The organism is Embleya sp. NPDC050154 (assembly GCF_044460165.1).
In the GTDB taxonomy this organism is placed as follows: Bacteria; Actinomycetota; Actinomycetes; order Streptomycetales; family Streptomycetaceae; genus Embleya.
The window spans coordinates 105,945-132,842 of sequence record NZ_JBITJP010000022.1; the positions used below are offsets into that span (position 1 = coordinate 105,945).

Consider the following 26,898-nt stretch of genomic DNA (forward strand, 5'->3'; position numbering starts at 1 on the left):
ACGGCTTCAGCTCGGCGTGGCAAGCGGGCCGGCGGCTTCTTGCGCTTGATCGCCGTGTCCTCGGCGAGCCGTCCGGGCCGGCGTTGATCAACCAGGTGGCCCGGCGGGCGGTGAGCGTCCGAGCTTGACTCTGAAGCTCCTACAGATGGTCAAGGAGCCGTCGACACTGCGGGGTCGCTCCTCGAGTCGCAGGTCAGGTAGCGGTAGCCCTCGCGCGCTACGAAGCGCTCGAGGCATCTGAAGATGTCCTTCGTCTCGAGTCGTTCAAGGGTGCGTCGTGCGACGTAGGCGCGGGTGCGTGGGTCGTGGCGCGTGCGGACGAGCACGATGGTGTGCAGTGCGCGGTTGGCCTGGCGGTCGCTGCCGCTGTTGAGTCGGTGGCGGTCGGTGCACCGGCATTCTCACGCTCGTCCTCGCCTGCGGCCTCACCACCGCGAACATCGGCCGCCTTCGGATCTTCCATCCGCGTGTGCACCCGCCGGCCATGCTGATCCGCGGCGCGGGCGGCGCGCTGCTGCCGCCCCTCGTACCCGGCCACCCGGACGGCGGCACGGACATCCTCCTCGCCGTCCCGGCCGGCCGGCGCACCCTGGGCCGACTCGACCGGTCGGTCCACCACTTCGCCCGGGTCGACGGGCCGGCAAACGGTCTTGGGCGGCACCAGGACCGGTGCTTTCGGTGACGGCTACGGGGCCGGCGGCCGCTTCGGTCACGGCTTGCCCGGCCCGCAGCGTGGCGCCTCGCCCGTCCCGGACTCCGCGTCGATTCGGTTCGTCAGCTGCTCGGAAGTTGCTCGAACCCACCCTGTCGGCCTGGCGGGGCGAACGCCGCGGCAACGGCCTCGACTTCGGCTGAACCCGGAACCGGGCACAACTCGCAGGACAGTACGCTCTTTTACCCACATCGCCCTACGCGAGAGTCCCGGCGCGGCGTCGTGCCCGGATCGTTGCGGGTCGCCGGCCGGCAGGTGTGAGACGGCCGGTCAGGACGAGGGCGATGTCGCGGTGCCGTTGGTCAGTGCCGCTCGGACGATACGGATGGCCTCGTTGGCGTCGATGCCGGTACCGGCGATGACGGCGGCGTACTCGGCGGCGGCGCGGCGTGCACGCTCGCGTCCCTCCTCGCCGGCCGCGGCCACGAACGAGCCGGCCGCTCGGCGGGTCTCGATCAGCCCTGCCTCCTCCAGCTCCCGGTAGGCCCGGCCGACGGTGTTGGCGGCCAAGCCGAGGTCCGCGGCCAGGCGGCGGATGGTCGGCAGCCGGGTGCCCACGGCCAGCGTGTGGTCCCGGATCTGCCGGGCGAGCTGCGCGCGGAGCTGCTCGAACGGCGGGACGGGCGAGGCCGAGTCGATGACGATCACCGGTTCACCGGCCGCTCGTGGCGTGCCGCGCCACCGTGCTGCTCCGGGCGGTCCGCGCGGTGATCAGGACGAGCGTGACGGCGCCCAGGACGACGAAGACGAGCCAGGCGGCGTTCCACCAGCCGAGCGCGGTGTCGAAGACCGACGCGACCGGCAGGCACCACACCACGGTGGGCGTGGCGACCTCGCGGGCGTCCTCGACCCGCATGATGACGTCGGCGGTCAGCGAGACCTCGTCGTCGGCCACGACCGGGTGCGTCAGAATATGGCGCAACTGCACGACCGTTGCGACCGCGACCCCGCACAGGGCGATGAGCAGGACGAGTGCCGCGTGGCGCGCGGCGGAGTCCCGCACGGTCAGGGCGGCGATCGCCAACGCCGTCGCGCCCGCGAACGTGGCAACCGCGAACGCGGCCCGCGGCCCGCCGAGAACGGTGCGCCAGCCGAGCCGGACCGGGTGGGCGACCCGCCGCGGCAACGTCGCGCCGGCCCGTCGATCGACCCGCCGTACCCACCTGTCCAGCAGCGACTGGGCCAGCACCAGAGCGGCCACCGCCGCCGTCAGGACCGGCAACGACCAGTGCCGGTAGGGCCCGGACCCGTCATCCGAGGCGCCGGCGGGCCGGTCGGTGACGTAGATGAGGGCGACCACCATGATGAACACGGCCAGCAGGACGTGAGCGGCCAGACGGGTACCTCGCCGGGCCGCCAGACGCGCGGCCAGCAAAGGTGTCGGTCGGACGTCGACCAGGCCGTGCCCGGCCAGCCACACGCCGGCCCGCTCGAGATCCGCCGGGCGCGTCGACCGGGCACCATCGGGAGTCGTTCCTGTCGACATGACGCCCCCTTGTCTCATCTCTTGCCTCAATAGGGTGCGTCAAGGCTTGCGACAAGTCAATGGCGAGGTGGTCGTCGGCGGCGTCCTCCTTCGCCCTTCGTCCTTCGATCCGAGTCCGCCCGTTTCCCGGGCGACTCCTCGGATCGTCGACTTCCGGCTCCGCGCGAAAGGCCATCGGCCACGCGTTCGGCGTCACCGCGCGGCATCGCGCCGAGGGTGTACCCCACGGCGCCTCTCGTGGCGCCATCGCGCCGCTCACCCGGCGAGCGGCCGGGCAACAGGCTTCCTCTCGAAAGCGTCGACGCCGACAGTCGGGTCGACCTCTTCGCGGCACAGGCCGAGAGGGTGACGGGCGGCAGCACGTACATGAGCGTTCGAGACAAGAGGGAGCGCCAACTTCGGCACGCGCCCAAGCGATTGGCCGATCCCAACCTCCGCTTGGTGACGCTCCCGAACGCGAACAAGGCCGTCGGCACCTACGAGGACTCTCGACTGCCGAACGAGAGCGGAGTCGCGGACGACGGAGCCGAGGCCGTGGAACACCTCGGACTCGTCCTGGGCGGACTCCAGGTTGCGGACGTGGCGGCCCAGGTGGCGCTCACGATCCACGCGGACTATGTCGACGAGACCGAATTGCGACCGCGCGAACATCAGTACGCGGCGGCGGGCTCGATGCTCGATCAGGTGGGCGCCTGGGGCACGGCCCTGCGATCACTGCGCTTGGGTGACGATCTCAGCCGTGTTCACCGCGCGTTCCGGGTCCGTGCATCGAGTCGTCACCGGATCTTGTCGCTGTCGGCGGGACCTCGCGACGGCGAGCCGCCGTCGGTGACGTGAGTTCCAGCGGATGCTTTCACGATGGGGTCGGTGCTCGCGAAGACGCCGGCGAGGGCGGCGGTGTGGACCGCGGCCGCGGCGCGGTCCGCGAGCGCGGTGTCGAGTGGCCGGCGCACGACGAGCATCCGGTAGTAGACCGGCGCGCCCAGCGCCGAGATGAGTTCGACGCCGTCGGTCTCGGCGGGCAGTTCACCGCGTGCGATCGCACGCTCGACGATCACCGCGGCGCCGGCGTTGCGGTCGGCGAAGAAGTCGTGCAGGGCGCGTTCCGCCACCGGATCCCGGGTGGCGCCCGCGACGATGGTCTCGATCAGGGTGCGGAATCGGATGTCGTCCCGGTACAACGCCACGATCGACCGCGACAGTGCCCGAAGGTCACCGTTCAATGATCCGGTGTCGGGAAAGGGAAGCTCGTTGAAACTGATCCACGTCAGGAGGTCCACGATCAAGCCTTCGACCGTGCGCCAACGCCGGTAGAGGGTGGCCACGTGCACACCGGAGCGACGCGCCACGTTCTCCATGGTGAGTCCGCCCCGTTCGGGCTCACCGAGTTCCGCCAACACAGCGCTCAGTACCTCCGCGCGGGTTCGCGCCGTGCGTCCACCGGGACGAACGGATCCGGGCGTGTGCGCTGGTTCACTCATGGCTGGCACCGGGCTCCACAACGGTCGGACAGTCGGACTGGCAGTACGCCCGCGGGGGGTACCCGTGTTCGACGGTGGCCATTCCCCGCGCCGGCGATTTCGGGGTGAGAGCCGAGTTGTTCGGGCGAGCGATACGGGACGGACGCGTGCGCGGGGAAGAACCACGTCTCGGACTCCCGTCGAGAGGGCCGACCGTCTCTCATCGGTAGCGCTCCACGGTATGCCTGTGTGGTCGGGGGCCGGGTGTTCCCGCGTTGATCGGGTAGCCCTCGAGCCAGGAAGCCCGAGGCAGGTCGATGGTGAACCATACGGCCTTCCCGTCGGGCAGCGGGTGCCAGCCCCAGGCGGTTGCGATTGCCGCCACGAGCGCGAGGCCGCGGCCCGAGTCCTTGAGTTCGACGGGGTCGGTGGTGTCGGTGGTGTCGGCGGCCCGGGGGTGAGCGTGGCCGTGGTCCTGGACGGCTACGGTGAACACGGATCGTTTCGGGTCGTGCACGAATCGCACGGTGACATGGGCTCCGGGTGCGTGTCGGACCGCGTTTCCGTGGAGTTCGGAAACCAACAGAACGGCGTCGTCCACCACCTCTGCGGGAGCTCCGATGCCAGTCAGCCGGAGCCGGACGAAGTCGCGGGCGGCGCGGGCGGAGCGAGGATCGGAGGGGACGGTCAGATCCGCCGTCACGTCGCCGTCCGCGTTCTTGGCGCGCGGCGCCTCGGGCGAGCGCTCGGTGGGAGGAGGATCCGCCCGGCGGGTGCTCGGGAAAGCGGACCGGGCCATTGGGCAGGTGATCGAGTGATTCACGGTGGTCTCCGCGGCAGTGGGCTGTCGGATGGCTTCCTACTTGACCCCCGTCCGGACGCGCCCCGGTCTCTCCGACGACCGACGAGGCGATGCCCTATATGGACACCTTAACGCGATATGTTTCGTATTAGAAGGCTATGACGATCTGGACATTCGAGAGGAGAGGAAAGAGGGGCGCCCGCACGTGCTCCGAACCGGTCGACGGGCAGGCAGGACGAGGCACCGCATCGTCACCTGGTCATCTGCCGACTTCTTCGCGGCGTACGACGTGACCGGGCCGGTACTCGCCGCCCACGGCGACAAACTCGCCCGCGCCGTCCGGGGTGCGGACGACAGGGTCCAGATCAACCACCCCGCCCGATCCGGCCCGGTGGTGGCCAATCCTGGTCCAGGGGCCGTGGGTGGTGGCGTCGCTGTCGATCCTGCGTTCCAGCCTGCACTGCCGGGGGCACTGCATTCGTGGATCGTGGTTGCCGCGTTCGCCGGCCTGTCCATGGCGCTGTCCCTCACCCACGCCCCCATGACCGTCCAGGGCGTCGTCGCCGTCCTTCCCGCGGTGGCGACCACGGTCTGTTTGCACCAACTCGTACGCCAGATCACCCTCACCCGAACACGCGGTTCCGGGGATCCGGCTTCGGCCCCGTCGTCGATCTGCGATACCGCGCCACCCTTGTTCCGAGGGTGGTGTCGTGGATTCCCAACTCCCGGGCGACATGGGTGATCGGTCGAGGACCGTCCACACCGATACCAGGGATGCCGTTCCTTGCGACTGCCGGTCCAACTCGAACCGAAGGGCTCCGAAGGGTTGGACGACCTACGAACGGTGGGCGCGGGTGCATGTCGAGGTGCTGGTGCATCCGTGCGGCGTCGGTGGGTCCGGGGAAGGGCGGCTCGTCGATCCGGAGGGGCTCAGGAGCCGGCCCGCAGGACGCGCGCCAGGCCGAGCGCCGCGGTGCGGACCGCGGGTGCAAGCTGGGCGGGCCGGAAGCGGGATCGGGGTACGGCGACCGAGAGCGCGGCCACGGCTTCCCCGCCGCTGAACACCGGGGCCGCTATGCAACTCACGCCCAGCGCCGACTCCTGGTCTTCGTAGGCCAGGCCGGACGCCTGGACCTGCTCGATGGCCGTTCGGATCCCGGCCGGCTCGGTGATCGAGTGTGGTGTCAGCCGCGGTAGCGGCGCGGTCTATACCGAGGGCCCGTGCACAACCCGCACCCCGCGTGACCCAGCGGAAGGACCCGCCATGCCGCCGCCACCGTTTGATCGCCCGCCCGCCCACGATGGCGGCAGCCACTCCGCCGTCGATCGGGCCGCCGCCCTCCTGGCCACGGCCGCCCGCACCGGGGTGCCTTGCCCACCGGTGCGCCACCTGTTCGCGGCCGAGGATGTCGAGGCCGCCTACGCGGTGCAGCGCCTGGGCCTTGTCCGCGGCGAGGATGCCGGCCGCAGGATCGTCGGCCGCAAGATCGGACTGACGTCTGTCTCCGTGCAGCGGCAACTCGGCGTCGAACAGCCTGACTTCGGAGCGCTGTTCGCCGATATGGCGGTGCCGGACGGGGGTTGTGTCCCAGCCGGCCGCCTGATGCAGCCGAAGATCGAGGCCGAGGTGGCGCTCGTGCCCGGTGCCGATCTGCCGTATCCGGACTGCACCGTGGCCGAGGTCTTGCGGGCGGTGGACTTCGCGCTGCCCGCGCTGGAAATCGTCGACAGCCGGATTGCCGACTGGGACATCGGCTTTGTCGACACCGTGGCCGACAGCGAGAGGGCCGCACGATGACCGCCACCGCACCGTCCCTGTACGTCCAGGACGTAACCCTGCGCGACGGCATGCACGCCGTCCGCCATCGCTACTCCGTGGGACAAGCGAGTACGATCGCCGCCGCGCTGGATGCGGCGGGGGTCGCCGCGATCGAGATCGCCCACGGCGACGGGCTGGCCGGTTCCAGCATCACCTACGGCGTCGGCGCCCACACCGATTGGGACTGGATCGAAGCCGTCACCGCCGCCGTCCGGTACGCGGGGCCCACCACGTTGCTGCTGCCGGGCATCGGCACTGTGCGGGAGCTGAAACAGGCCCATGCACTGGGCATCCGGTCGGTACGGGTTGCCACGCACTGCACCGAGGCCGACATCGGCGCCCAGCACATCGCCGCCGCCCGTGAACTGGGCATGGACGTAGCCGGTTTCCTGATGATGTCCCACATGGCCGAGCCCCCCGAACTGGCCCGGCAGGCCAAGCTGATGGAGAGCTACGGCGCCAACTGTGTCTACGTGACGGATTCCGGGGGCCGGCTGACCATGGACGGCGTACGGGATCGCGTCCGCGCGTATCGGGACGCCCTCGACCCGGGCACCGAACTGGGCATCCACGCCCACCACAACCTCGCCCTGGGGGTGGCGAACACCGTGGTGGCCGTCGAGAGCGGAGTGACCAGGGTCGACGCTTCACTGGCAGGCCAGGGCGCGGGGGCGGGCAACTGCCCACTGGAGGCGTTTGTCGCGGTGGCCGATCTCATGGGCTGGCATCACGGTTGCGACCTCTTCCCGCTCATGGACGCCGCCGACGATCTCGTCCGCCCTCTCCAGGATCGAGAAGTCCGCGTCGACCGCGAAACCCTCACCCTGGGTTACGCGGGTGTCTACTCCAGTTTCCTGCGCCATGCCGAATCCGCAGCTCGGCGGCACGGGTTGGATACCCGCGCGATCCTCGTCGAAGCCGGTCGCCGCGGCATGGTCGGGGGTCAGGAAGACATGATCACGGACATCGCGCTCGACCTGACGGCGCGAGGCGCCGGGGACACCGCAACGAGCGCCTCGGCCGTCGCGGAAGATTAGCTGCTATCAATGTATTGATTACAGTCTTTTCATGTTCCATACTCCAACCATCGACGCATCCCGTCGGGTCAGGAGGCACAGGAATGAAGACCTCGTGCAGGCACACCGCGGGCACCTACGGGCCCCTCCGGCCGGCCGTGACGTTAGGCGGCCGCACGCCGGCCCCCATCCGAGACGCGGCCGACTCCCGACCGCGCGGAACCGAAGGAATGCCAAATGGCCGAGTGGACCATCGAGACGGCTGTCGATGAACTGCTGAGCAGGGAGCGGCGGATTCAGGACGGCGGCCGGATCACCGATCAATGGCCGGACCTCGACCTGGACACCGCGTATCGGGTCCAGGACGCGCTTCTGGACCGCAAGACGCGGGCCGGTGAGCGTGTCATCGGGGTGAAGCTGGGCTTGACCTCCCACGCCAAGCAGCAACGCATGGGCATCGACTCGCCGTTGACCGGGTGGCTCACGGACGCCATGTCGCTGCCCGCAGGCCCTCCTGTGGCGCTGGACGGGATGATCCACCCCCGGGTCGAGCCGGAGATCGTGTTCACCATGGGCCGGCGGCTGGCCGGTCCCGGAGTGACGCCGGATCAAGCGCTGGCCGCGGTCGCCACCGTGCACGCCGGGTTCGAGGTCATCGACAGCCGGTACCGCGACTTCAGCTTCGCACTGCCGGACGTGGTGGCGGACAACGCCTCCTCCTGCCGCTTCGTCGTCTCCGGCGAGGCGCTGGCACCCGGCAGACTCGACCTCGCCACCGAACAATGCCGTCTCGACGTGGACGGCGAGACCGTTGCCGTCGCCACCGGCGCCGCCGTCCAAGGCCACCCGGCTGCGGCCCTGGCCCTGGCCGCCAACGGCCTTGCGCGGCGCGGGTTGGCCATCGAAGCGGGCTGGACCGTGCTGACCGGCGGGCTGACCGACGCGGTCGTTCTGACACCCGGCACGCGGATCACCGCGGAATTCGGCACGCTCGGCACCCTGGTGCTTTCCGGGGCCATCTGACGGTTCGTCGAGTCCGCCTCCGCTTTCCCCGACCACCACGGGACCGCCCGACAGCGCGCCCCGTCCGCACCACCCGGCCGCCGACCTGCGGCGCCGATCATCCCATCACGCGCACTGCTGCCCTTCCGATTTGGAATCCGCCCCCTCCCGGATCAGTCGTGGCGTTTCGGCCGGGGCGGCGACAGCGCCCGTTTGCGATCCGCGGGCGGTATTCCAGGGCGCTACCCGAAGCATGAGAAGTAGGGAGTCCGGTATGTCATTCTCACGGCGCAAGAGATCGATCGCAGTCGCGGCCACAGCCGCATTCGCCTTCGCCGCCACGGCCTGCGGGTCAAACGGGGGCGGCGACAAGGGGGCGGGTCCGACCCGGATCAAGCTGGGCGTCATACCCATCATCGATATAGCCCCGGTGCAACTCGGCATCGAGAAAGGTTTCTTCGCCGACCAGAACCTGGAGGTCCGCACCCAGAACTCGCAGGGCGGCGCGGCGATCGTCCCCGGCGTCGTCAGCGGCGACTTCCAGTTCGGCTACTCCAACATCGTCAGCCTGCTGATCGCCAAGAGCAAGGGCGTCCCGGTACGCATGGTGTCCGTGGGCGCCCGGGCCTCCGGCGACGAACTGAACGACGGATCGGGCCAGTTGATGGCCAATGACCCGAACATCAAGACCGTCGCGGATCTGGCGGGCAAGAAGATCGCCGTCAACACCCTCCGGGGCATCAACGAGGTCGCCATCCGGTCCACTCTGAAGAAGAACGGTGTCTCGGGCGGCGTGGCGCTGGTCGAGGTGCCCATCCCGAACATGCCGGCCGCACTCCACTCCGGCCAGGTGGACGCCGCCATGCTCGGCGAGCCGTTCACCACGGTCGCGGAGAACCAGGGTGCGCACCCTCTTCCGGTCAACTACGCCAGCATGGGCCACGGGCTGCCGTTCGCGGCCTGGTTCGCCTCCGAGCCCTACGCCGCCAAGAATCCTCAGGTGGTGCAACGCTTCACCACCGCCCTCGAACAGTCTCTGCGATACGCCCAAGCCCATCCGGACGAGGCGCGTGCCGTCCTGAACCGCTACCTCAAACTCGACGACGGCGTCGGAGCCAAGGTGACGCTGCCCGGCTGGGACCCGACGACGAACCGGGACGAAATCGAGACCCTCGCGCGGCTCGCCGTCGATACCGGCTTGATCGACAATCTCAAGCCGCTCGATCAGTTGATGAACAAGTAGCCCACCAAGCCCAGTTCGAGGAGTCGGAGATGGATGTGAAGCTTCAGCCGCGCGGCGGGACCCGGCGGGCGGACGCGCCGCCGGCCGCCGCGAAACACCCGCCGGGGAGGGATGCTTCGGACGGCCCCGGCCGAGCCTCCGCGAGCCACACGTCCCGCGCCCGCGCCTGGGCGCGGACGGTTCCGGACCCAGCGCTCGGGGTGCTCGGCATCGTGTTGCTGGCCGGCATGCTGGAAGCGCTGCCACGCCTGGGCATGGTCTCGGCGGACTACCTGCCGCCCTTCAGCGACATGGCCGCGGCGCTGGCAGACGAAGCCGACGAGCCCTCCTTCTGGCAGGCGGTGCTGGACACGCTCAAAGGCTGGGGGTACGGGCTGGCCATCGCGGTCGGCGCGGGAGTCGTCCTGGGACTGCTCATCGGCAGCATCGAAGTGCTGCGCAAGGCCACCGCATCGACCATCGAGTTCCTCCGCCCGATCCCCTCGGTCGCACTGGTCCCGTTGGCCGTTCTGGTCTACGGCACCGGTCTGGAATCGAAGCTGCTACTGGTGGTGTACGCCTCGTTCTGGCCGGTGTTGCTCCAGATGCTGCACGGGGTTCAGGACGTCGACCCGGTGGCGAGCGACACGGCCCGCAGCTATCGACTCACGCCGTGGATCCGGCTGCGCCACCTGGTCTGGCCGACCGCACTTCCCTACCTCGTGACGGGCATCCGGCTGGCCGCTTCGGTGGCGCTGGTCCTGGCCATCAGCGCGGAACTTCTCATCGGCAGCCCCGGCCTGGGCAGCGAGATCGCACTCGCACAGTCCAGCAACGCGGTACCCACGATGTACGCCCTGGTCATCGTGACCGGCGCGCTCGGGGTCCTGGTGAACGTACTCGCCCGGGCGCTCGAAAGGCGCGTGCTGTTCTGGCACGCATCCGTGCGGACGGAGGCTGCGACGTGAGGACGCTCAAGAACGGCGTCAAGGGCCTGCTCTACGTACTCGGGCTGCCTGTGGGGTTGTTGGCACTGGCATGGTGGATGGCCGCCCGAAGCGACAGCTTCTACTACCCGACGCTCGACGAAGTCCTGACCGCATTCGGTGACACGTGGTTCTCCGCACGGATCGTCGACGACGTCCTGCCCAGTCTCGCCAGACTGGCGGTCGGTTACCTCGGGGCGGTACTGATCGGCGTGAGCCTGGGCGTGCTGCTGGGGTCCCATCGCCGGTCCCGGGCACTGCTCGAACCGGTGCTGGAGTTCTTCCGCGCCATTCCGCCACCGGTGCTCATTCCGGTGCTCATGCTCTTCAGCGGCATCGGCGACACCATGAAGGTTGCCGTGATCATCGCCGGTTCCGTCTGGCCGGTGCTGCTCAACACCATCGAAGGGGTCCGGGCGATCGACGACGTGCTCGTCGACACGGCGCGCTGCTACCGGATCACCGGAGCCGCCCGGCTGCGGCGGTTGGTGCTGCCGGCCGCGAGCCCGCAGATCGTCGTCGGAATGCGGCAGGCGCTGTCCATCTCGCTCATCCTCATGGTGATCAGCGAGATGTTCGCCAGCTCGAACGGAGTCGGCTTCGCGATCGTGCAGTTCCAGCGGAGCTTCGCCATCCCCGAGATGTGGAGCGGAATCCTGCTCCTCGGCCTGCTGGGCTTCGCCCTGTCCTTGCTGTTCCGCCTGTTCGAGTCCCGGGTCCTCGGCTGGTACCACGGGCTCCGCCGTTCCCAAAGGGGAGAGAGATGACCAGCACCGACGCGGCCCCCGCCGCGACCACGGGCCCCACGAGCCCGGTACTGCTCGATGTCCGGAAGGTGCGGAAGACCTACGAGAGCGCCGGGCGGAGCGTGGAGGCGGTGCGTGACCTGACGTTCGGCATCCGCACCGGCGAGCTGGCCTGTATCGTCGGCCCCTCCGGGGCAGGCAAGACGACCCTGCTCAAGTGCGTCGCCGGGCTCCTGACGCCCTCCGACGGTGAGGTGCGGCTGAGCGGCCGCCCGGTCCACGAGCCGCCGAAGGACATGGCCGTGGTCTTCCAGGAGTACGGCCGCAGCCTCTTCCCCTGGATGACGGTTGCACAAAACGTCGCCTTGCCGCTGAAGCAGAAGAAAGTACCGCGTCAGGAACGCGACCGGCTCGTGACGCAGGCTCTGGAGTCGGTCGGGCTCAAGGATGCGCCCGCCGCCTATCCCTGGCAGCTCTCCGGCGGCATGCAACAGCGAGTGGCGATCGCCCGCGCCGTCGCCTACCAACCCGCCGTGTTGCTGATGGACGAGCCGTTCGCCGCCGTGGACGCGCAGACCCGCGCGGAACTCGAGGACCTCACCCTATCGTTGTGGCGCGACCTGGACATGACCGTGCTCTTCGTCACCCACGACATCGACGAGGCGGTGTACCTCGGTCGGCGGGTTCTGGTGCTCTCCGCGTCCCCGACCGTGGTGATGGAGGACATCGCCGTCGATCTGCCCGACGAACGCGAGCAGTTGGCCACGCGCGCGCTACCACGCTTCGCGGAGCTGCGCGCCCACGTCTACGAACAGATCCAGCGCGCCAAGGTGTTCCACACCGCGGCCGCCGCGCCCGGGGATCCGGCATGACCGCGGGGGAGCCGGACGGGACCGGCGTCTTCGTCGACACCATGGCGGAGCTCACCTGGTACGAGGTGGAGCGGGCGGCCCGGGACGGCGCCGTCCTGCTGTGGGCGTTCGGCGTGATCGAACAGCACGGCCCACACCTGCCGACGGGTACGGACGTCTATCTGCCCAGCGCCCGGCTGCGCGCCGTTCGCCGCCTGCTGGCACACCGGGGCATCGAGGCGCTGATCGTGCCGCCCTATTACTGGGGCATCAACGTGGTCTCCGGCAGCTTCCCCGCGTCGTACGGTATCCGGCCGGAGCTGATGCGGGAGGTCATGGCCGACCTGCTCGCCGGGATGGCCAGGGACGGCTTCCGGCACGTCTTCTGCTTCTCCGGACACGGCGACGCGCTGCACAACCGGACCCTGTACGAGGGTGTGCGGGTCGCCCGTGAACGCTGCGGCATCGACGCCAGCTTCGTGCTCGAGCCCGCGCTGGTCGACCGCCTCGGCCTCGACCCCGGCGACCGGTGTCTGACGGTGCACGGCACCGATCCGGCGGACTCCGAACCGGTCGGGGGAGTGGAGCAGCCGCAGTACGCCGATGTGCACGCCGGGCGCGCGGAGACATCGGTGATGAGGCACCTGCACCCCGACCTCGTCCGCGAAAACGTCCGGGCGGGGCTGGTCGCCACCGACCTGGGGCCTGCCGAACTGGCCGTGTGGCGGCGGGGGTTCGACGACGCCCGGCGCACCACGCCGCTCGGCTACTGCGGTGATCCCGCCGCGGCCGACCCCGACGAGGGCCGGCGAGCCCACGCCGCGTCCGCCGAACTGGCCGCGGACGCCATTCGGACCCGGCTTGGGCTCGGCCGAAACGCGGCCGGCACCGGATCCGCGAGTGACTGAGAGAACACGAAGCGACGTCCAATCAGATATATTCATTATTAGATTTCAAGAGACGGAGCGCAGGAGCGAATGGCGCAGATCAGCATGGCCATAGCCGCCAGTCACACCCCTGGCCTCACCGGATGGTTCGACAAGGCGCCCGAGGCCGACCGACTCGTGGTCAGGCGCGCGTACGACACGATCCACGAAGCGGTCGTCGCCTCACGGACCGACGTGCTGCTCGTGGTCGGCAACGACCACGTGGCCAACGCACGACTGAGCGACTACGCCGACTTCACCGTCGGTCTCGCCGAGCGGCACTCCGGCCCCGACGAGTGGTTCAAGCCCTGGCTGCGCGTCGCGGACTACTCACTGCCCGGCGCCCCGGCGGTGGCCGGTGCCCTTTTCGAGGCCCTGAAGGACAGCGGCCCCGACATCCGCGCCGAACACGGCAACCTACGGTTCGACGACAATCTCTCCGTCCCCGCGGCGATGGCCGATCTGGCCGGCACCGGCGTGGCGGTGATTCCCATCCTGCAGAACTGCACGGTTCCCCCCGTGCCCGACGAACGCGTCTGCTACGCCTTCGGTCAGGCACTGGGTGAGGCCATTCGCACCACGCTGCCCGCCGGACTCCGAGTCGGGCTGTTCGGTTCCGGCGGTCTGAGCCACGAACCCGGCGGCCCCCGCTACCTGGAGATCGACGAGGAGTTCGACCACTGGTGGCTCGACTTGCTGGAAGACGGGGACCACTCCGAGATCCTGGCCCAAGCGACGTTCGAGCGCATGGAGGAAGCCGGCTCCGGGGGCACCGCCGAACTCCTCTCATGGCTGGTCGTGATGGGCGCCATCGGACCGCGGCCCCTGACTCGTCTGGGCTATGCGGCAGTCGACGAGTGGCGTTGCGGAGTCGGCGCCGTGCAGTGGCTTCTCGGTTGACACCCCGCCGACGACACGAAAGGACGAACCGCTGTGGCGCTTGACCGTTTCAACCCGCTCCTGCGGGCCAACGACCTGGTGCAGGATTTGAAGTGGAACGGCGAACTGCGGGCCCGCTTCGAGTCACACGAGGCCGAGGTGCTGGCCGCCTATCCCCTGACCGACGAGGAACGCACCGCCATTCGCGAACGTGACTACCGCCGGCTGCACGAACTCGGCCTGCACCCCTACCTCCTCGCGCAGCTTGCCCGGCTCGTCCACGGCACCGGCGAGAAGGCCGGCAGTTCCGAGGCCGCCACCATGCTGCTCCGCTCCCTGCTCGGTGACGACTACGAGACCTACATGGCGGAACGCAGTGAGTGATCAGCCCACCGGTGCGGTGATCCCACGACAGACGCCGGTCGTCGACATCCACACCCACGCCATGCCGATGCCCTTCCTCCGCCAACTCGAACGCGAGGGCCTCGCAGACCTGTCCGGCGCCGCGGAACACGTGCTGACCCTGGACCCGGCGCTCTGCGGCTTGCCTCCGGACGCGCGGGTGCCGTTCGCCCCCGAGCAGCACGACATGGCCCGCCGACTGGCGCTGCTCGACACCACCGGCGCGGACCACCACGTGGTCGCCGCACCGCCGTTCCTCTTTGCTTCCGAGTCCGACGACCCGCGCCTGGTTCTGGACGTCACGCGGCGTTCCAACGATGCCCTCGCCGAATTCGTTGCCGGCTCGGGCGGTCGGCTCTCCGCTCTCGCCACGGTGCCGGTCGGCCTCCCGGGCTCGGCCGACGAACTCGCCCGCTGCCTCGACCGGCTCGGCATGGTCGGTGCCACGATGGGCTCCTTCGGCGGCGGACGAGAACTGGACGACCCGATCAACGAGGAGCTGTGGACGGCGCTGGCCGAGCGCCGCTGCTTCACTCTCCTGCACCCCAGCAGGGTCTCCTCCCGCGACCGGCTCGCCGACTATCACCTGGTGCAGCTGCTCGGCTACCCGGTCGAGACCGCGCTGGCCGCGTCTCGGCTCATCTTCGGCGGCGTACTCGACCGCCACGACCTCGTGCTGTGCCTGGCTCACGGCGGTGGCTGCGCTCCCGCCCTCGGTGCGCGCCTGGACCTCGGATGGCACCGCAAGCCGGTGGCCCGTGTGGTGCGGAACACGCCCACCGACTACCTCCGCCGGCTCCTCTACGACACCGCCGTTTTCGATGTCAGGGCACTGAGCCGACTCGTCGAGGACATGACCGCCTGGAACGTACTACTCGGCACGGACAGCCCCTTCGACCTGGTGGACCGCAGCCCGGTGCAAACGGTGCGGGCCGTCGGGCTCGACGAGGACCAGGAGGCGGCGATCCTCGGCGGCAACGCCGCCGCCCTGCTGCCCGCGCTCGGCCTGACGCCCACCCTCGGCCGACCCATCGACGGTCGGCCGGCTACTCTCGCGAATTCACTCCGACCAGTTGAAGGACACCTGCCATGAGCAGCCAGGACACCACGGTTGAGTTTCGCCAGGCATCGCGCGCCGAAGCGGTGGCCAAGCGGATCGAGACGCGGATCGCGGAGCAGAATCTGCCCAGCGGCTACCGGCTCGGCACCAAGCAGAGCCTTCGTCAGGAATACGACGTGGCGGTCGCCACGCTCAGCGAGTCGATTCGGTTGCTCCTCTCGCGCGGCACCATCTCGGTCCGCCCGGGTGTGAAGGGCGGCATCTTCGTCGCCTCGCCACCCGCTCTTGTTCGCCTCGGCCGCAAGATGCTCGAACTCAGCGGCGACTCGGTCTCCGTCTCGGACTGTCTGGTGGTCCGTGACACGCTGGAGCCCTTGGTCGCCCAGGAGGCGATGCGGCACCGCACCGCCTCCGACGTGGCCGAACTGCGCCGGCTGGCGATGGCGATGGCGACCAAGGGGCTGGACACCGCGGGCTACCTGGCCGCCAACTGGGCGCTACACCGCCGGATCGCCGAGATCACCCCGAACCAGATCCTGCGCCACACCTACATCTCCCTGCTGGAGTTCGTGGAGAGCCGCCTCAAGGGTGTCACCGCCGACGAGCCGACGGAGGTGAACGCACTCGGCCCCGAGGTCCACCGAGAACTGGTCGAGGCCATCGCCGACGGCGACGCCGACCGCCTGACCCGCGTACTGGACGCGCACGCCTGCCTCACCGTCGCCCACCGGGGGACCGCATGACCGCCCCTGGTACCGCATTGCTGGTGATCGACATGCAGAACGACTACTGCCACCCGGAGGGCGTGTTCGCCGCCGCCGGCTTGCGGGTGACCGACCCCGAGGGGCTCGTAGCCGGCATCAATTCCCTGGTCGCGGCGGCGCGTTCGGCCGGCGCGCCGGTCATCTGGGTGCGGATGGAGTGGCAGGACCGCGGCGACGTGGGCCTGCTCGCCGAACGCAGCCCGTTTCTGCGCGAACGCGGGCTGCGGCGTGAAACCTGGGGCGCCGAGCTGATGACGGGGCTGGACCGACGGCCCGAGGACCATGAGGTGGTCAAACCCCGGTTCAGTGCCTTCCATCGCACCGGGCTCGAACAACTGCTGGCCCGGCTCGGTGTCACCACCCTGGTGCTGGCCGGGGTACGCACCGACTTCTGCGTCGAGTCAACCGTCCGGGACGCCTTCTTCCGCGACCTGCGGGCAGTCGTGGCCCGAGACGCGGTTTCCGGGTACTTCGACGACCTGCACGAGAACAGCCTGCGGGTCATGGGCACCGTCTTCGCCGAAGTGGTGCCCGCCCCGACGGCCGCCGAGATCCTGGCAGGCCGCCGACGGCCGGCCTGAACACCACCACGACAGCACAGGCCAAGCACGACTCGAGCGCACGCGTGATCTGAGAGGAAAGCGCCATGCCCCTGGTCGAAGTGACCCTCGTCGAGGGCAGAACCCCCAAGCAGCTGCGCGCCCTGATCGGCGGCATCACGGACGCCGTGGAGCAGACCATCGGCGCACCCCGGTGCAACATCCGCGTCATCCTTCGCGAAGTCCCCGCCACGCACTGGGCGAGCGGTGACGTGACCATCGAAGAAAAGAGGAACGAGCACCATGGACCTGATCCCACACCTCATTGACGGCCGCGAGACCGAGTCACGCGGCGCCGCCCGGTTCGACACGGTGGACCCGTGGACCCAGGAACCCTGGGCCCAGGTCGCGCTCGGCGGCGCGGACGAGGCCGGCGAGGCCGTCGCCGCAGCCCGCCGCGCCTTCGACACGGGGCCGTGGCCGAGAATGGGCTTCGCCGAACGCGGCGCGATCCTGCACCGTCTCGCCGATCTGATCGACGAAAACAGCCATGAGCTGGCGATGGCCGACACCACGGACATGGGCAAGCCCATAACCGACAGCTCCGGCAAGGACGTTCCCCGGTCCGCCATGAACTTCCGCTTCTTCGCCGACCACGCCCGGATGACCGCGGCAGACGCGCTGCCCATGGACAGCGGTCACCACGCCTACTCCCGATTCGAGCCGGCAGGCGTCGTCGCCGCCATCGCGCCATGGAACTTCCCGCTGATGTTGGAGACTTGGAAAATCGCTCCCGCGCTCGCCTGGGGGAACACGGTGGTCCTCAAGCCCGCCGAGGACACCCCGGCCTCCGCCACCATCCTGGCGCGACTCGCCCTGGCGGCCGGCATGCCACCGGGCGTCCTCAACGTCGTGCACGGCTTCGGCCCCGGTTCGGCGGGTGAGGCGCTGACCAACGATCCCCGAGTGGACCGCATCACCTTCACCGGGGAGACCGGCACAGGTCGGGCGATCGCCCGGGCCGCCGCCGCCAATCTCACCCCGGTGAGCCTGGAACTCGGAGGCAAGGGCGCCAACGTGGTCTTCGCCGACGCCAACCTCGATTCCGCCGTCGCCTGGTCGGTCAAGGCCATCTTCGGCAACGCGGGACAGGTCTGCCTCGCGGGGAGCCGCCTTTACGTCCAGCGGGAGATCTACGACGCGTTCCTGGCGCGATTCTGCGCCGCAGCCGAAGCCCTCGTGATCGGCGACCCCAAGGACCCGGCCACCCAACTCGGCCCACTCGCCTCGCAGGAGCACTACAAGAAGGTCCGCTCTTTCGTGGAAGGCGCGCCCGAAGACGGGGGGACCATCGCGATGGGTGGCCTGGGCGACGGCTGGGTGGTACGTCCCACCGTCATCACCGACGCACCCTCCACGGCGCGGGTCTGCCGGGAGGAAGTGTTCGGGCCGGTGGTTGTGATCACCCCCTTCGACACCGAGGCGGACGCCGTGGCTGCGGCCAACGGCACCCCCTACGGCCTCAACGCCATGCTCTTCACCGAGAACCTGTCCCGGGCCCATCGGGTCGCCGCGGCCCTCAAAGCCGGTACGGTATGGGTCAATTGCTTCTTCGTGCGCGATCTCCGTGCCCCGTTCGGCGGCGTGGGAGACTCCGGTGTCGGACGCGAGGGCGGCAACTTCAGCCGGGAGTTCTTCACCGAGCCGAAGGCGGTCGTGATGGCCGTCGACGGGGCCTGAAACCCCTACGGACGCCACGCCCCGGCCGCCGCGCCGGACGCGCCCGTCCGGCGCGGCGGCCGGGGACAGCGCATCCCCTTGGTCCTGCGGATCTCGCGTCTGTGACCGCGGTTGTCGGTGTACCAATGAATGCGGTTCTGACACGAAAATACGGTGCACTTGTGCGGGTCAGGCAACCACGATGGGGTCGAAGCGGACAGCCCCACACCAACCCCACCGTCCGGCCCGACCTCGTTGCGGAACTGCCCTCGCGCCCCAGGCGCGTTGGGCACCGGCAGCGACGTCCTGGCACCCGACACCGGCCATCGGGGCACCGTCGTGGTCATGGCCACCCGCGGCATCACCACGATCCGCGGCCCCACGGCACCGTCGAGGTGACCGCACGGGCGGGTGAGCCTCCGGCCGACCTCTCGCCACGCCGTGTCCGAGCCGTTCACCGCGCCGACCTTGCGCAGGGTTTCGAGGTCATCGCTCATGCACCGCCGCAGAACGGCGTGGGGTGGCTGGTTCGGGGTCAGCCGATGGTGGGGGTTTCTCCGGTGAGTGCGGGGAGGTTGACGACGGTGTCGGTGTCGGTGTCGGTGTCGGGGGCGGGGGCGGGGGCGGGGGCGTGACGGTGACGGGTTTGCTGTGTTCGCTCCAGTCGATGGTGTTCTGCGTCCCACCGGTGCGCCTGGACGGAGTGCCGAATAGAATCGGCTTCCATGTCGAACCCTGACGAACTGCTCGTGGACATCTCCGCCATGGTGGAGTCCGAGCAAAGCAATCAGATGTCACTGACCGTGGTGGTCGGCGGAGCCGTCATCACCGGCCGCTTGGCCCCGGAAGCCGTGTGGCGGGAGCGCGTGTCCGAGGTCCTGAGAAACTCGGACCGCCTCGGCCCCTTCTCCGACGTCTTCGCGGTGGACCGGACGCCGGGCCGACCCGACCGCGGCACCGCGCCCACGCACCTGCACTTTCATCTTGCCCGGGTGTTGCAGGGCAGCCTCGGGATCCCCGAGACGGGTGGAATGTATCGCGTCGCGATCAAGGACATCGGCGCCTGGACCGTCGGTGATGTCAGCTATTCCGACCAGTGAGGCGCACCGTACCTGACCCGCTTCATCAGGGACAAGCAGTCGGCCGACGTCGACGCGGGCGAGTGCAGCGGCGACGCGGATCGCCAGGCCACTTCGGATCTTGGCCGCGTGGCTTGGGTTTTGCTGTCCTGCTCGACCGTGTCTGGCCTGTGGCCTGTGGTTTTGCGGAATCTGGGACGGATGGTCGGTTCCGTTGGGAAACCCGTGGGCGGAGGGTGAGGTCGCCTCGAGGATGCTGATCTTGATGTGATGTGGCGATCGGTTGGCTGTGTGTTCGTGCGTAGGAGCCGTGCTTGGGGGTTGTTTGTCCGGCTGCGGCGGCACCGCGCCGGCGTCCCACAGCAGCTCCCGCAACACCCGCTCGCTCTCGGAGACCCCGTCGACGAGCGACAGCGGCGTCTGCGCGGACGACAGGGAGATGTCGGGGTTCGCGCCGGCCGCCGGCAGCAGCCGGATGCACTCGGTCTGAGCCGTCCTCAGGTCCTCGTCGAAGGTCAGGCAGCGGAAGCAGACCCCGAGCGGGCTGTCGTCGTCGGAGTCCACGGCGCCGAGGTCGGCACCGGCGTCGATGAGGTGCCGTACGACGGCGGGGTCCGGGATGCTGCCCATCGTGAGGCTGTCCACGGCGACGTGCAGCGGCGTGGAGCCGGCGAAGACGTCGCCCCAGTCGGCGAACCACCGCCCGGCGGCGACCTCCTCGGTCGTCGCCGCCCTCGGGTCCGCGCCCGCTCCCAGCAATGCCGCGACGACCTCGGCGGACCTGGCCGCCGCCGCCAAGTGCAGCGGCGTGACCCCGGAACCGTCGAGCGGCCCGAGCGCGGCCCCGTCCCGCAGCGCCAAGTTCACCGCCGCCGAGTCGCCGGCCGCACAGGCCTCCGCGAAATCCCCCGTGGACATCCAACTTCCCCTTCGTCGACGGATTCCGGTCATCCCCAGAACCCGGCGGCACGATGCCGCCTCGGCGCAAACGCGTAGGTGGGGCGCCGCACCCTTGCAAATGGTCGGCCCCTGGGGAGCTGAGGTGGCGCTGCCAATCGGTCGACCGGTGCCGGAGGTTCCACTCTGGGTCGATGGCGGCGAGCTGCTCCGCGCGTGCCGGGTGCGTTTCACCGTTGCCCTGGCGCCATTTGTGCAGCTGCCGCCCGATGGGGAGGCCCTCGATGGTTGCGTCGACCGGCGCGGCCGGGGGTCGCCGTGGAGTCGGGCGTATTCGCGGGCGAGGGTGAGGGCGTCCCGCCGGCCCTGTTCGTAGGCGTCCCAGACCATGCCCGGCGCGTCGAATTCGGCGATCCGGGTGTGGTTCCCCGGACCTCTTGGCTGTCTCCCTGTCCGGCTGTCCTTACGATTTTCGGGCTCGGCTCGGCCAAGTCCGTCGATATCGCGGTGTGGCGACGTTCGCGGACGTCGCGAAGGGCGATGCGTGTGGGGTAGGGCGGAAGTTCGTGGAGCCACTGCCGTTCGAGCGCGGCGTGCAGCACACGACGAGGATGTGGCGCGCCTGTCGCCCCTCAAGCACGCCAACCTCGGCTGCCCGGGCCGCTACAGCTTCGCGGCATCACAACCGCGCGGCGGACTGCGGCCGCTGCGCGACGCGTGACGGTCCGACAGCGACGACGACGCATCATGACGCCTGATCGAGTGACTGCTGCTCGTGCGGCACTTTGGGCGGCCTGGCTTGCCGTGCATTCTCGTCGGCTGGATCACGACCTGGCGTGCACGAACGCGACAATTGCCGAGCCGCACGGGAACTTTGGAGCTCACCCGCGTAGTGCCCTCATCGCAGGGGCCATGATGGGATCATGCCGAATCACAATGTGAACCACGACTTGTCCGAAGAACTCCGCGCTGCCGAGCGGCGGCTGCAGTCTGCCCAGTTGGCTTCCGACGTCGGTGAACTGGCTGGGCTGATCGACGATGCCGTCTGGTTCAGCGGTCCGGACGGGAAGATCTACTCCAAGCAAGATGATCTCGATGCGCATGAGTCGGGGCACCAAGTGCTGCACCGTGTCCAAGAAGAGGAGTTGCGTGTGCTGGCCACCCCGACCGCCGGTGTCACCTGGTTCCTCGGCGTGTTGGAGGGAACTGTCGGCGGTCAGCCATTCGCTGCCCGCATGCGCTACACCCGGACGTGGATTCGCGATGAGCAAACAGGTTGGAAGGTCATCGCGGCGCACGCCACACTGCTCACGAACATCACCGACGATCAGCCGGGTGCAAGCGATGACTGACCAGGGCCTGTACGGAGTTGCAGTTATTCGGCGGGGTGAAGGCTGCGGATCCAGATGATCGTGCCTCGGAGGTGGATCCTCTTGCCGGCATCGATGCCCTGACCTGCGGCGGGGACGTTGACGGAGGTCTTGGCGCGCTGAGTTGTGTGGTCGGCGTGCGGCAACGATGCCTCCCGCCACAGCCGACCGGCGACGAAGGCGGCAACTTCGTGGGGCGCCGGTCGAGCAGGCACCGGCGGACCACTCGTGGCGGGTAGGTTCGACCTGAGCCGGGCCGGCCACGGCGCGGCGGAGGGGAAGGGCGGGATCGGCGAGGAACAACCCGCAACCACCACGCTCGAGGGCCCGCGCGCACCACGCGGGCGCGCCGAGAAACGCGAACCGCCCTCGCCCGAGGTTGCCATCCCCCGACGGAGCACCTCCGCCCGGGAGCACCGTTCTCGCCGGAGGGGTGGGCGGGCCGACAGGAGCGAGCCGGGGTATGCCGGCGCTTGCGAAACGCGTAACCATCAAGTTACGCTTTTCGGGTGGAGGAGATAATCGGAGCAATCGCCGACCCCGTACGCCGGGAGATCCTGGTGCTGCTGCGCGAGGCGCGCCTGTCGGCCGGCGAGATCAGCGACCGCTTCGCGATCAGCCGCCCGGCCGTCAGCCGCCACCTGCGCGTGTTGCGGGAAAGCGGCCTGGTCCGCGACGAACTCGTCGGACGGCACCGCTATTACGTCGTGCAGCCCGACCGCTTCGACGAACTCGCGGCCTGGCTCGCCCGGTTCGCCCGCCCCTCGGTCTGGGAAAGCCGCCTCGACGCGTTGGAGACCGAGGTCCACCGCACTCGCCGCGAGCGCCGCGCAGCCGCGGGAACTCCCGGCCGCGTCGCCGAACCACCCGCTTCCGCAGCCCCTACCGCGCATGGAAAGGCAGAGACCGCGTGACCGACACCCCCACCCCCACCGGCCGACTCCACCGGGTCGACAACGGCGTCGACCTGGTTCTCACCCGCACCTTCCGCGCCCCCGTCGAGGACGTCTGGGCCGCCATCACCGACCCCGACCGCACCGCACGCTGGTACGGCCGCTGGAAGGGTGAGGCCGCCCCCGGCCACACCATCAAGGTCCAGCCGGCCTTCGAGGACCAGGCCCCCTGGACCGACATGCGCATCGACGCGTGCGACGCCCCGACCCGGCTCGCACTCTCCGCATCCGACACGTTCGGCGACTGGCACATCGAACTGCTCCTGACCGCCGACGACGACGGCACCACCGAGCTGCGCTTCACACACCACCTGGCCACAACAGACGGCATCGGCGACATCGGCCCCGGCTGGGAGTACTACCTCGACATGCTCGCCGCCACCCACGCGAACACCCCCCTGCCCACATTCGACGACTACCACCCCGCACAGAAGCCCTACTTCGACTCCCTGGCCGCCGATTCCTGATCATGTTGTCAAGCAGCGAGGGAGATGGGTGGTGTGGGCTGGTGGCACCGTCCGTCACGAAGCAGTGCCCACAGGACGTTGACACGACGGCGGGCGAGGGCGAGGGCAGCCCGGGTGTCTCGGCTTGCCCCCGGCCCGTTCGCGGTCGTAGAACCGGCGGGACTCCTCGCAACAGTGGATGCTGATCAGCACGGAGGTGCGGGCGGGGACCACGTCGAGTTCGTGGCGGCGTCCTGGTTGTTGCCGACCGGCTTGTGGCTGACACCGAAGTAGTACTGACACCGTCCCCGGTCGTCAGGCGCCAGTACTCGCCGTTGTCGTCACCGTTGACCGCACCGGGCGGCGCTGTCCATCGCCTCGTAGCCGGCGCGGAGGCGGTGAGGTAGCGCAGGCGGGCGGCGAGGCCGCGTTCGGTATCGACGGGCGAGGCGACGCCGTCGGCGTATAGGGGTTGCGTCACGTATCGGGCGGTGTCTCGCTGGTGTCAGGAAAGGACAAGGGGGGCCGGCACCGCGACGGGGGCCTCCTCGTCTCCCTCGGTCATTGCTTCGCGGCGATGTCGTGGTAGCGCCGCGCGACCTCGTGGAATGCCTCCTTGGGTCTGCGCTCACCGTCGCTGGTGATCGCTACGACACCGAAGCCGGCTTTGTCGAGGTCGAGGTCGGGGTCGTCGTGGTGAGGGAAGTCGGGCATGGCGTAGGTGAACACGAAGCAGCCGCGCACGCCCTCCGCGTCGTACTGGTCGATGAGTTCGCCGAGATAGCGGGCTTGAACGGCTTCGTCGCGAGGGTGGTCGCCGCGAATGCGCGGGGGTGTGGCGAACCAGTTGACGATCCAGAAGGAACCGGCTCCCCGCTGGTCGGCTCCGGTGAAGGCGCCGCACCCGAACTCGGTGATGACGACGGGCTTGTCGTGGTCGCGGACCAGGGCATGCAGGCGGTCCGGGTAGGTGGTGTGGTTGCGGGCGGAGCGGTAGAGGCTGACGCCGACCAGGTCGAACAGCGACCAGTCGACGTGCTCCCATCCGGCGGCGGCGTAGGTGAGCGGGCCGTCGAAGCGGCGCCGCGCGGTGGCCACGGCGGTGGTGAGCAGACTGTGCAGCCGCCTGTCGATTCTGCGCCGCAGCAGGCGACGGAATCGCAGGATGAGCTTCAGGCGCAGGAACGACCGGGGGCCGGGGACGATGCCGGGCACGGTGTGGGAGAACTCGCTGCCGACCAGGAGCGTTACTCGGTCCGGGTGTTGTCGGCGCAGTTCCTCGGCTGCCTCGGCGACGGTGTCCAGGTGCTCCAGCAGCTTCGGCTGCGGCAGTTCGGGAACGCTGGGGCGGATGTAGACGTCCAGGCCGGTCTGGAGGGCGGTGCGGGCGGCGTCGATCAACCGGATCCCCTCCCCGAGGAGCATCACTGTGGTGCAGTGCAGGTCCCGGACGATGACCTCCATGTCCCGCCGCACGTCATCCGTGTTCGCCTCGCTCACCAGGTAGGAGATGCCGCGGTCGGTCAGCATGCGTAGGGCTCCTGTCGACGCGGACCAGCGGTGATGAGGCGAAGGGCGGCGGCCGCGCGGGCTCGCCGAAACCACGGCAGAGCAGCGGGAGAAGAGGGCACGGGCATGAGGATCCTTGGGGTCCGGGTCGACATCGGTCCGGTCGACGCTAGAGAGATCGTCGGCGGGCGGCATCCGTCTTTCGTCCAGGAACGCATGACTTCCGTCTACCTGATCGAGTCCACAAGGGGTCCGTAGTCGTAGCCCTCCGAGATCCGGCACTCCCGCACCGCCGACCACACCGCAGGCTGACGGCTGCCGACGCAGCGTCTCTTCACGTCGGCGCCGCCCCCCGGCGAATACCCGTGGCCGGACACGGGGACGGGGTGGGGGCGTGCATGAGCCGCGGCAGGCGGGGCAGTTCGGGTACGCGGTGTCGCCTCCGCCCGCTTTCGAGAGCGCCGGAGCGCGGGAGTACGTGCGCTCGTTGCAGGCGGTCGTTGCGCGGATCCGGGGCCAGAGGTGTGGGGCGAAGGTGGTCCTGGGCGTGCTGGTGATCGCCGGCTGTTCATGGTCCCTGGCTGGGAGCCGATGGCCGAGGAGTACCGGGCGATCGTCGTCGTCCTGGGCCCGGTCCTCGCGTTCGGCGCGGTCGTGGCCGTCGTCGGGTCGACCGTCGCGATGAACCGGTCCCGGTGGATGGCCGACGAGCAGCAGGACGTGCTGCGCAACCACCCGTGGCAGGTGTTGCCGTGCCGCATCTCGCCACCACCGAGGACATCACACCGCGGCAACGGCCGGCGCCTACCCGGCTCCGCCGGGATCAGTTCGCTCGCTTCGGCCACCGTGCGTTCGGCGAAGCCGCCCGTGCCGCCGGTGCCGGCCAGGACACGTCGTCCCAGCAATGGCGGGTCCACCCCGTCGCCGGCAGCGCTCACCCGTCCGGCGACCATGCCGCCGGGAATGAAAGGCAGCGCCGGGTGCTCGTGCCACCGGTCGGTGTCGGCCCGCATCTGCGCCTCGGCGAACGTCACTCCGGCGACCGCGACATCGACCACTACGTGTCCCGCTCCGGCGACCGGATCCGGCGCTTCGCCGAGGACCCTCGCCCGCCGCCGCGTCAACGTCGTGTGGGATCAGGAATCGGTCGCTTCGGTCGCGTTGCTCGTCCCGACGGTCTCGGTGCGGGTGGCCAGACGTGCTCCGATCCCGTCGAGAATGCCCTTGATGCCCTCGTCGAAGCGTTGTTGCAGGTTGACCGTCAGCGGCGGTTGGTCGCCGAACGCGTGGGCCAGGCGGGGGTAGGCGTCCGCGAACTCGGACGCCGGGATCTGGTGCCGCGTCTCGTTCCACCACTGTTCGTCCGTGAGGCCGGTGCGGCGGGTCAGTTCCACATCGTTGGCGTGGATCAGGGCCATGCCCTGAGTGAAGCCGGTGATGGTGAGCAGCAGGTTGGCCTGTTCGTGGATGGAGAGGCCGAGTCCATCGAAGGCGCTGAGAGCGCGTTCGCCGTCGGCCGCGGCGTTGTGGTTCCAGCGCATGCGCGAACCGACCATGGCGTACTGGAGGATCCACGGGTGACGCTGGTAGAGGCCCCAGTCACGGCGGGCGGTGTATTCCAGGCCGGCGCGCCAGCCGACCGGGAGCGTGCCGGGCTGCGGCTCTTCGCCCAGGGCCAGCGCGACCATGTGGTCGATGAGGTCGTCCCGGCCCGAGACGTGGCGATACAGCGACATGGTGCCCGCGCCGAGGTAGGCGGCCAGTCGACGCATGTGCAGCGCCTCCAGGCCCTCGGCATCGGCGAGGGCGATCGCGGCGCGCACGATGCGGTCCAGCGACAACTGGGTCCCGGGCTCGGCCGCGGCGTCGGCGACAGCTACGGCTCCGGCGGAGTCGGAACGGGCATCGGCACCGGCGCCGGCCGAGGTGTCGGGCATCCGCCCGTCCGAGGGCGGTCGGGGTGCGCCGGCAGGGTGGCGCTGCCGTGCCCGGTAGGCCTTGGCACGGCAGGACCGCGAGCAGTAGTCGCGGGGGCGCCCCCGCCCGCCGGTCGGGATCGCCGCGTGACACCAGGCGCACTGGGCCATGCTCGCCTTTCTCGGTTTCGACACGAAGACATGCGTGACGTAATTCCGGCGTGACGATATCTGCTCCGTGTCGAAATGCGCAATCACCAGCATCGATAATGCGTTGATATCACAAGTGGTCGTGCGTATTGTGTACGCAACCGTCGTGTGTGTCGCAGCAAGGGGA

27 protein-coding genes and 4 pseudogenes are annotated in these 26,898 nt (G+C 69.6%); 21 read left to right on the plus strand and 10 right to left on the minus strand.

Features of this window, described 5'->3' with window-relative positions; genetic code table 11:
* Positions 1-469: 469 nt before the first annotated feature.
* Positions 470-682 (plus strand): hypothetical protein, encoded by a 213-nt coding sequence (locus ACIBSV_RS36480; protein ID WP_395870850.1) that lies wholly within the window; start codon positions 470-472, stop codon positions 680-682.
* A gap of 300 nt (positions 683-982) precedes the next feature.
* On the opposite strand, the gene ACIBSV_RS36485 is transcribed toward ACIBSV_RS36480, so the two are convergent.
* On the minus strand, positions 983-1,360 hold the full coding sequence (locus ACIBSV_RS36485) for a GntR family transcriptional regulator (RefSeq protein ID WP_395870852.1): 378 nt from the start codon (positions 1,358-1,360) through the stop codon (positions 983-985).
* Between the two features lie 4 nt (positions 1,361-1,364).
* A complete protein-coding gene (locus ACIBSV_RS36490) occupies positions 1,365-2,198 on the minus strand; it encodes a hypothetical protein (protein ID WP_395870853.1) in 834 nt (277 codons plus the stop codon).
* Positions 2,199-2,639: 441 nt separating this feature from the next.
* Between ACIBSV_RS36490 and ACIBSV_RS36495 the strand changes: the two genes are divergently transcribed.
* Positions 2,640-3,035: a hypothetical protein gene (locus tag ACIBSV_RS36495; protein ID WP_395870855.1), complete on the plus strand. Its 396-nt coding sequence runs from the start codon at positions 2,640-2,642 to the stop codon at positions 3,033-3,035.
* Here the strand turns inward: ACIBSV_RS36495 and ACIBSV_RS36500 are convergent.
* The 3 genes and pseudogenes from ACIBSV_RS36500 to ACIBSV_RS36510 form a co-directional block, all read right to left on the minus strand.
* Complete coding sequence (locus ACIBSV_RS36500; RefSeq protein ID WP_395870857.1) at positions 2,975-3,679, minus strand: TetR-like C-terminal domain-containing protein; 705 nt, start codon at positions 3,677-3,679, stop codon at positions 2,975-2,977. The two genes, ACIBSV_RS36495 and ACIBSV_RS36500, sit on opposite strands and share 61 nt — an antisense overlap.
* 199 nt (positions 3,680-3,878) lie before the next feature.
* Complete coding sequence (locus tag ACIBSV_RS36505; protein WP_395870859.1) at positions 3,879-4,457, minus strand: ATP-binding protein; 579 nt, start codon at positions 4,455-4,457, stop codon at positions 3,879-3,881.
* 933 nt (positions 4,458-5,390) lie between these two features.
* A pseudogene (locus tag ACIBSV_RS36510) lies at positions 5,391-5,660 on the minus strand (IclR family transcriptional regulator C-terminal domain-containing protein); the annotation flags it as partial.
* A gap of 64 nt (positions 5,661-5,724) precedes the next feature.
* Between ACIBSV_RS36510 and ACIBSV_RS36515 the strand changes: the two are divergent.
* The 16 genes and pseudogenes from ACIBSV_RS36515 to ACIBSV_RS36590 form a co-directional block, all read left to right on the plus strand.
* Positions 5,725-6,240, plus strand: a pseudogene (locus tag ACIBSV_RS36515) (2-keto-4-pentenoate hydratase); the annotation flags it as partial.
* Between the two features lie 14 nt (positions 6,241-6,254).
* Positions 6,255-7,316, plus strand: coding sequence for a 4-hydroxy-2-oxovalerate aldolase (dmpG, locus tag ACIBSV_RS36520; RefSeq protein WP_395870861.1), 1,062 nt, complete (start codon positions 6,255-6,257; stop codon positions 7,314-7,316).
* A gap of 216 nt (positions 7,317-7,532) precedes the next feature.
* A complete protein-coding gene (locus ACIBSV_RS36525; protein ID WP_395870863.1) occupies positions 7,533-8,318 on the plus strand; it encodes a 2-keto-4-pentenoate hydratase in 786 nt (261 codons plus the stop codon).
* A 253-nt stretch (positions 8,319-8,571) separates the two neighbouring features.
* Entirely contained in the window at positions 8,572-9,540 is a 969-nt protein-coding gene (locus tag ACIBSV_RS36530) for an ABC transporter substrate-binding protein (RefSeq protein WP_395871003.1), read from the plus strand.
* Positions 9,541-9,575: 35 nt separating this feature from the next.
* Complete coding sequence (locus ACIBSV_RS36535) at positions 9,576-10,487, plus strand: ABC transporter permease (RefSeq protein ID WP_395871005.1); 912 nt, start codon at positions 9,576-9,578, stop codon at positions 10,485-10,487.
* Positions 10,484-11,272: an ABC transporter permease gene (locus ACIBSV_RS36540; protein WP_395870865.1), complete on the plus strand. Its 789-nt coding sequence runs from the start codon at positions 10,484-10,486 to the stop codon at positions 11,270-11,272. The genes ACIBSV_RS36535 and ACIBSV_RS36540 overlap by 4 nt, the downstream gene beginning before the upstream one ends.
* Positions 11,269-12,123: an ABC transporter ATP-binding protein gene (locus ACIBSV_RS36545; protein ID WP_395870867.1), complete on the plus strand. Its 855-nt coding sequence runs from the start codon at positions 11,269-11,271 to the stop codon at positions 12,121-12,123. The genes ACIBSV_RS36540 and ACIBSV_RS36545 overlap by 4 nt, the downstream gene beginning before the upstream one ends.
* A complete protein-coding gene (locus tag ACIBSV_RS36550; RefSeq protein ID WP_395870869.1) occupies positions 12,120-13,010 on the plus strand; it encodes a creatininase family protein in 891 nt (296 codons plus the stop codon). Before ACIBSV_RS36545 ends, ACIBSV_RS36550 begins: the two co-directional genes overlap by 4 nt.
* 69 nt (positions 13,011-13,079) lie before the next feature.
* A complete protein-coding gene (locus ACIBSV_RS36555; protein ID WP_395870871.1) occupies positions 13,080-13,928 on the plus strand; it encodes a hypothetical protein in 849 nt (282 codons plus the stop codon).
* 33 nt (positions 13,929-13,961) lie between these two features.
* Positions 13,962-14,291 carry an extradiol ring-cleavage dioxygenase gene (locus ACIBSV_RS36560; protein ID WP_395870873.1) on the plus strand — a complete coding sequence of 110 codons (330 nt, stop codon included), beginning with the start codon at positions 13,962-13,964 and terminating at the stop codon, positions 14,289-14,291.
* The gene (locus ACIBSV_RS36565) at positions 14,284-15,402 is read left to right on the plus strand and encodes an amidohydrolase family protein (RefSeq protein WP_395870875.1); all 1,119 of its coding nucleotides are present in this window, start codon (positions 14,284-14,286) and stop codon (positions 15,400-15,402) included. Before ACIBSV_RS36560 ends, ACIBSV_RS36565 begins: the two co-directional genes overlap by 8 nt.
* Positions 15,399-16,112: a FadR/GntR family transcriptional regulator gene (locus ACIBSV_RS36570; protein WP_395870877.1), complete on the plus strand. Its 714-nt coding sequence runs from the start codon at positions 15,399-15,401 to the stop codon at positions 16,110-16,112. Before ACIBSV_RS36565 ends, ACIBSV_RS36570 begins: the two co-directional genes overlap by 4 nt.
* Positions 16,109-16,714 (plus strand): cysteine hydrolase family protein, encoded by a 606-nt coding sequence (locus ACIBSV_RS36575; protein ID WP_395870879.1) that lies wholly within the window; start codon positions 16,109-16,111, stop codon positions 16,712-16,714. The genes ACIBSV_RS36570 and ACIBSV_RS36575 overlap by 4 nt, the downstream gene beginning before the upstream one ends.
* A 65-nt stretch (positions 16,715-16,779) precedes the next feature.
* A complete protein-coding gene (locus tag ACIBSV_RS36580) occupies positions 16,780-17,001 on the plus strand; it encodes a 2-hydroxymuconate tautomerase (protein WP_395870881.1) in 222 nt (73 codons plus the stop codon).
* Entirely contained in the window at positions 16,976-18,412 is a 1,437-nt protein-coding gene (locus tag ACIBSV_RS36585) for an aldehyde dehydrogenase (RefSeq protein WP_395870882.1), read from the plus strand. Before ACIBSV_RS36580 ends, ACIBSV_RS36585 begins: the two co-directional genes overlap by 26 nt.
* A 704-nt stretch (positions 18,413-19,116) precedes the next feature.
* On the plus strand, positions 19,117-19,491 hold the full coding sequence (locus ACIBSV_RS36590) for a hypothetical protein (RefSeq protein ID WP_395870884.1): 375 nt from the start codon (positions 19,117-19,119) through the stop codon (positions 19,489-19,491).
* Positions 19,492-20,040: 549 nt separating this feature from the next.
* Here the strand turns inward: ACIBSV_RS36590 and ACIBSV_RS36595 are convergent.
* Positions 20,041-20,757, minus strand: a pseudogene (locus tag ACIBSV_RS36595) (ankyrin repeat domain-containing protein); the annotation flags it as partial.
* A gap of 533 nt (positions 20,758-21,290) precedes the next feature.
* Here ACIBSV_RS36595 and ACIBSV_RS36600 point away from each other — a divergent pair.
* The 3 genes from ACIBSV_RS36600 to ACIBSV_RS36610 all read left to right on the plus strand — a co-directional run bounded on the left by ACIBSV_RS36600 (position 21,291) and on the right by ACIBSV_RS36610 (position 23,157).
* Complete coding sequence (locus ACIBSV_RS36600) at positions 21,291-21,719, plus strand: nuclear transport factor 2 family protein (protein ID WP_395870886.1); 429 nt, start codon at positions 21,291-21,293, stop codon at positions 21,717-21,719.
* 527 nt (positions 21,720-22,246) lie between these two features.
* A complete protein-coding gene (locus tag ACIBSV_RS36605; protein WP_395870888.1) occupies positions 22,247-22,651 on the plus strand; it encodes a metalloregulator ArsR/SmtB family transcription factor in 405 nt (134 codons plus the stop codon).
* Positions 22,648-23,157, plus strand: coding sequence for an SRPBCC family protein (locus ACIBSV_RS36610; protein WP_395870889.1), 510 nt, complete (start codon positions 22,648-22,650; stop codon positions 23,155-23,157). The genes ACIBSV_RS36605 and ACIBSV_RS36610 overlap by 4 nt, the downstream gene beginning before the upstream one ends.
* Before the next feature lie 8 nt (positions 23,158-23,165).
* On the opposite strand, the pseudogene ACIBSV_RS36615 reads toward ACIBSV_RS36610, so the two are convergent.
* The 4 genes and pseudogenes from ACIBSV_RS36615 to ACIBSV_RS36630 form a co-directional block, all read right to left on the minus strand.
* Positions 23,166-23,355 (minus strand): annotated as a pseudogene (locus ACIBSV_RS36615) (IS110 family transposase); the annotation flags it as partial.
* Positions 23,356-23,697: 342 nt separating this feature from the next.
* Complete coding sequence (locus ACIBSV_RS36620; protein ID WP_395870891.1) at positions 23,698-24,666, minus strand: glycoside hydrolase family 113; 969 nt, start codon at positions 24,664-24,666, stop codon at positions 23,698-23,700.
* A gap of 206 nt (positions 24,667-24,872) precedes the next feature.
* A complete protein-coding gene (locus ACIBSV_RS36625; RefSeq protein WP_395870893.1) occupies positions 24,873-25,769 on the minus strand; it encodes an alcohol dehydrogenase catalytic domain-containing protein in 897 nt (298 codons plus the stop codon).
* Between the two features lie 12 nt (positions 25,770-25,781).
* A complete protein-coding gene (locus tag ACIBSV_RS36630; RefSeq protein WP_395870895.1) occupies positions 25,782-26,582 on the minus strand; it encodes a TetR/AcrR family transcriptional regulator in 801 nt (266 codons plus the stop codon).
* Between the last annotated feature and the right edge of the window lie 316 nt (positions 26,583-26,898).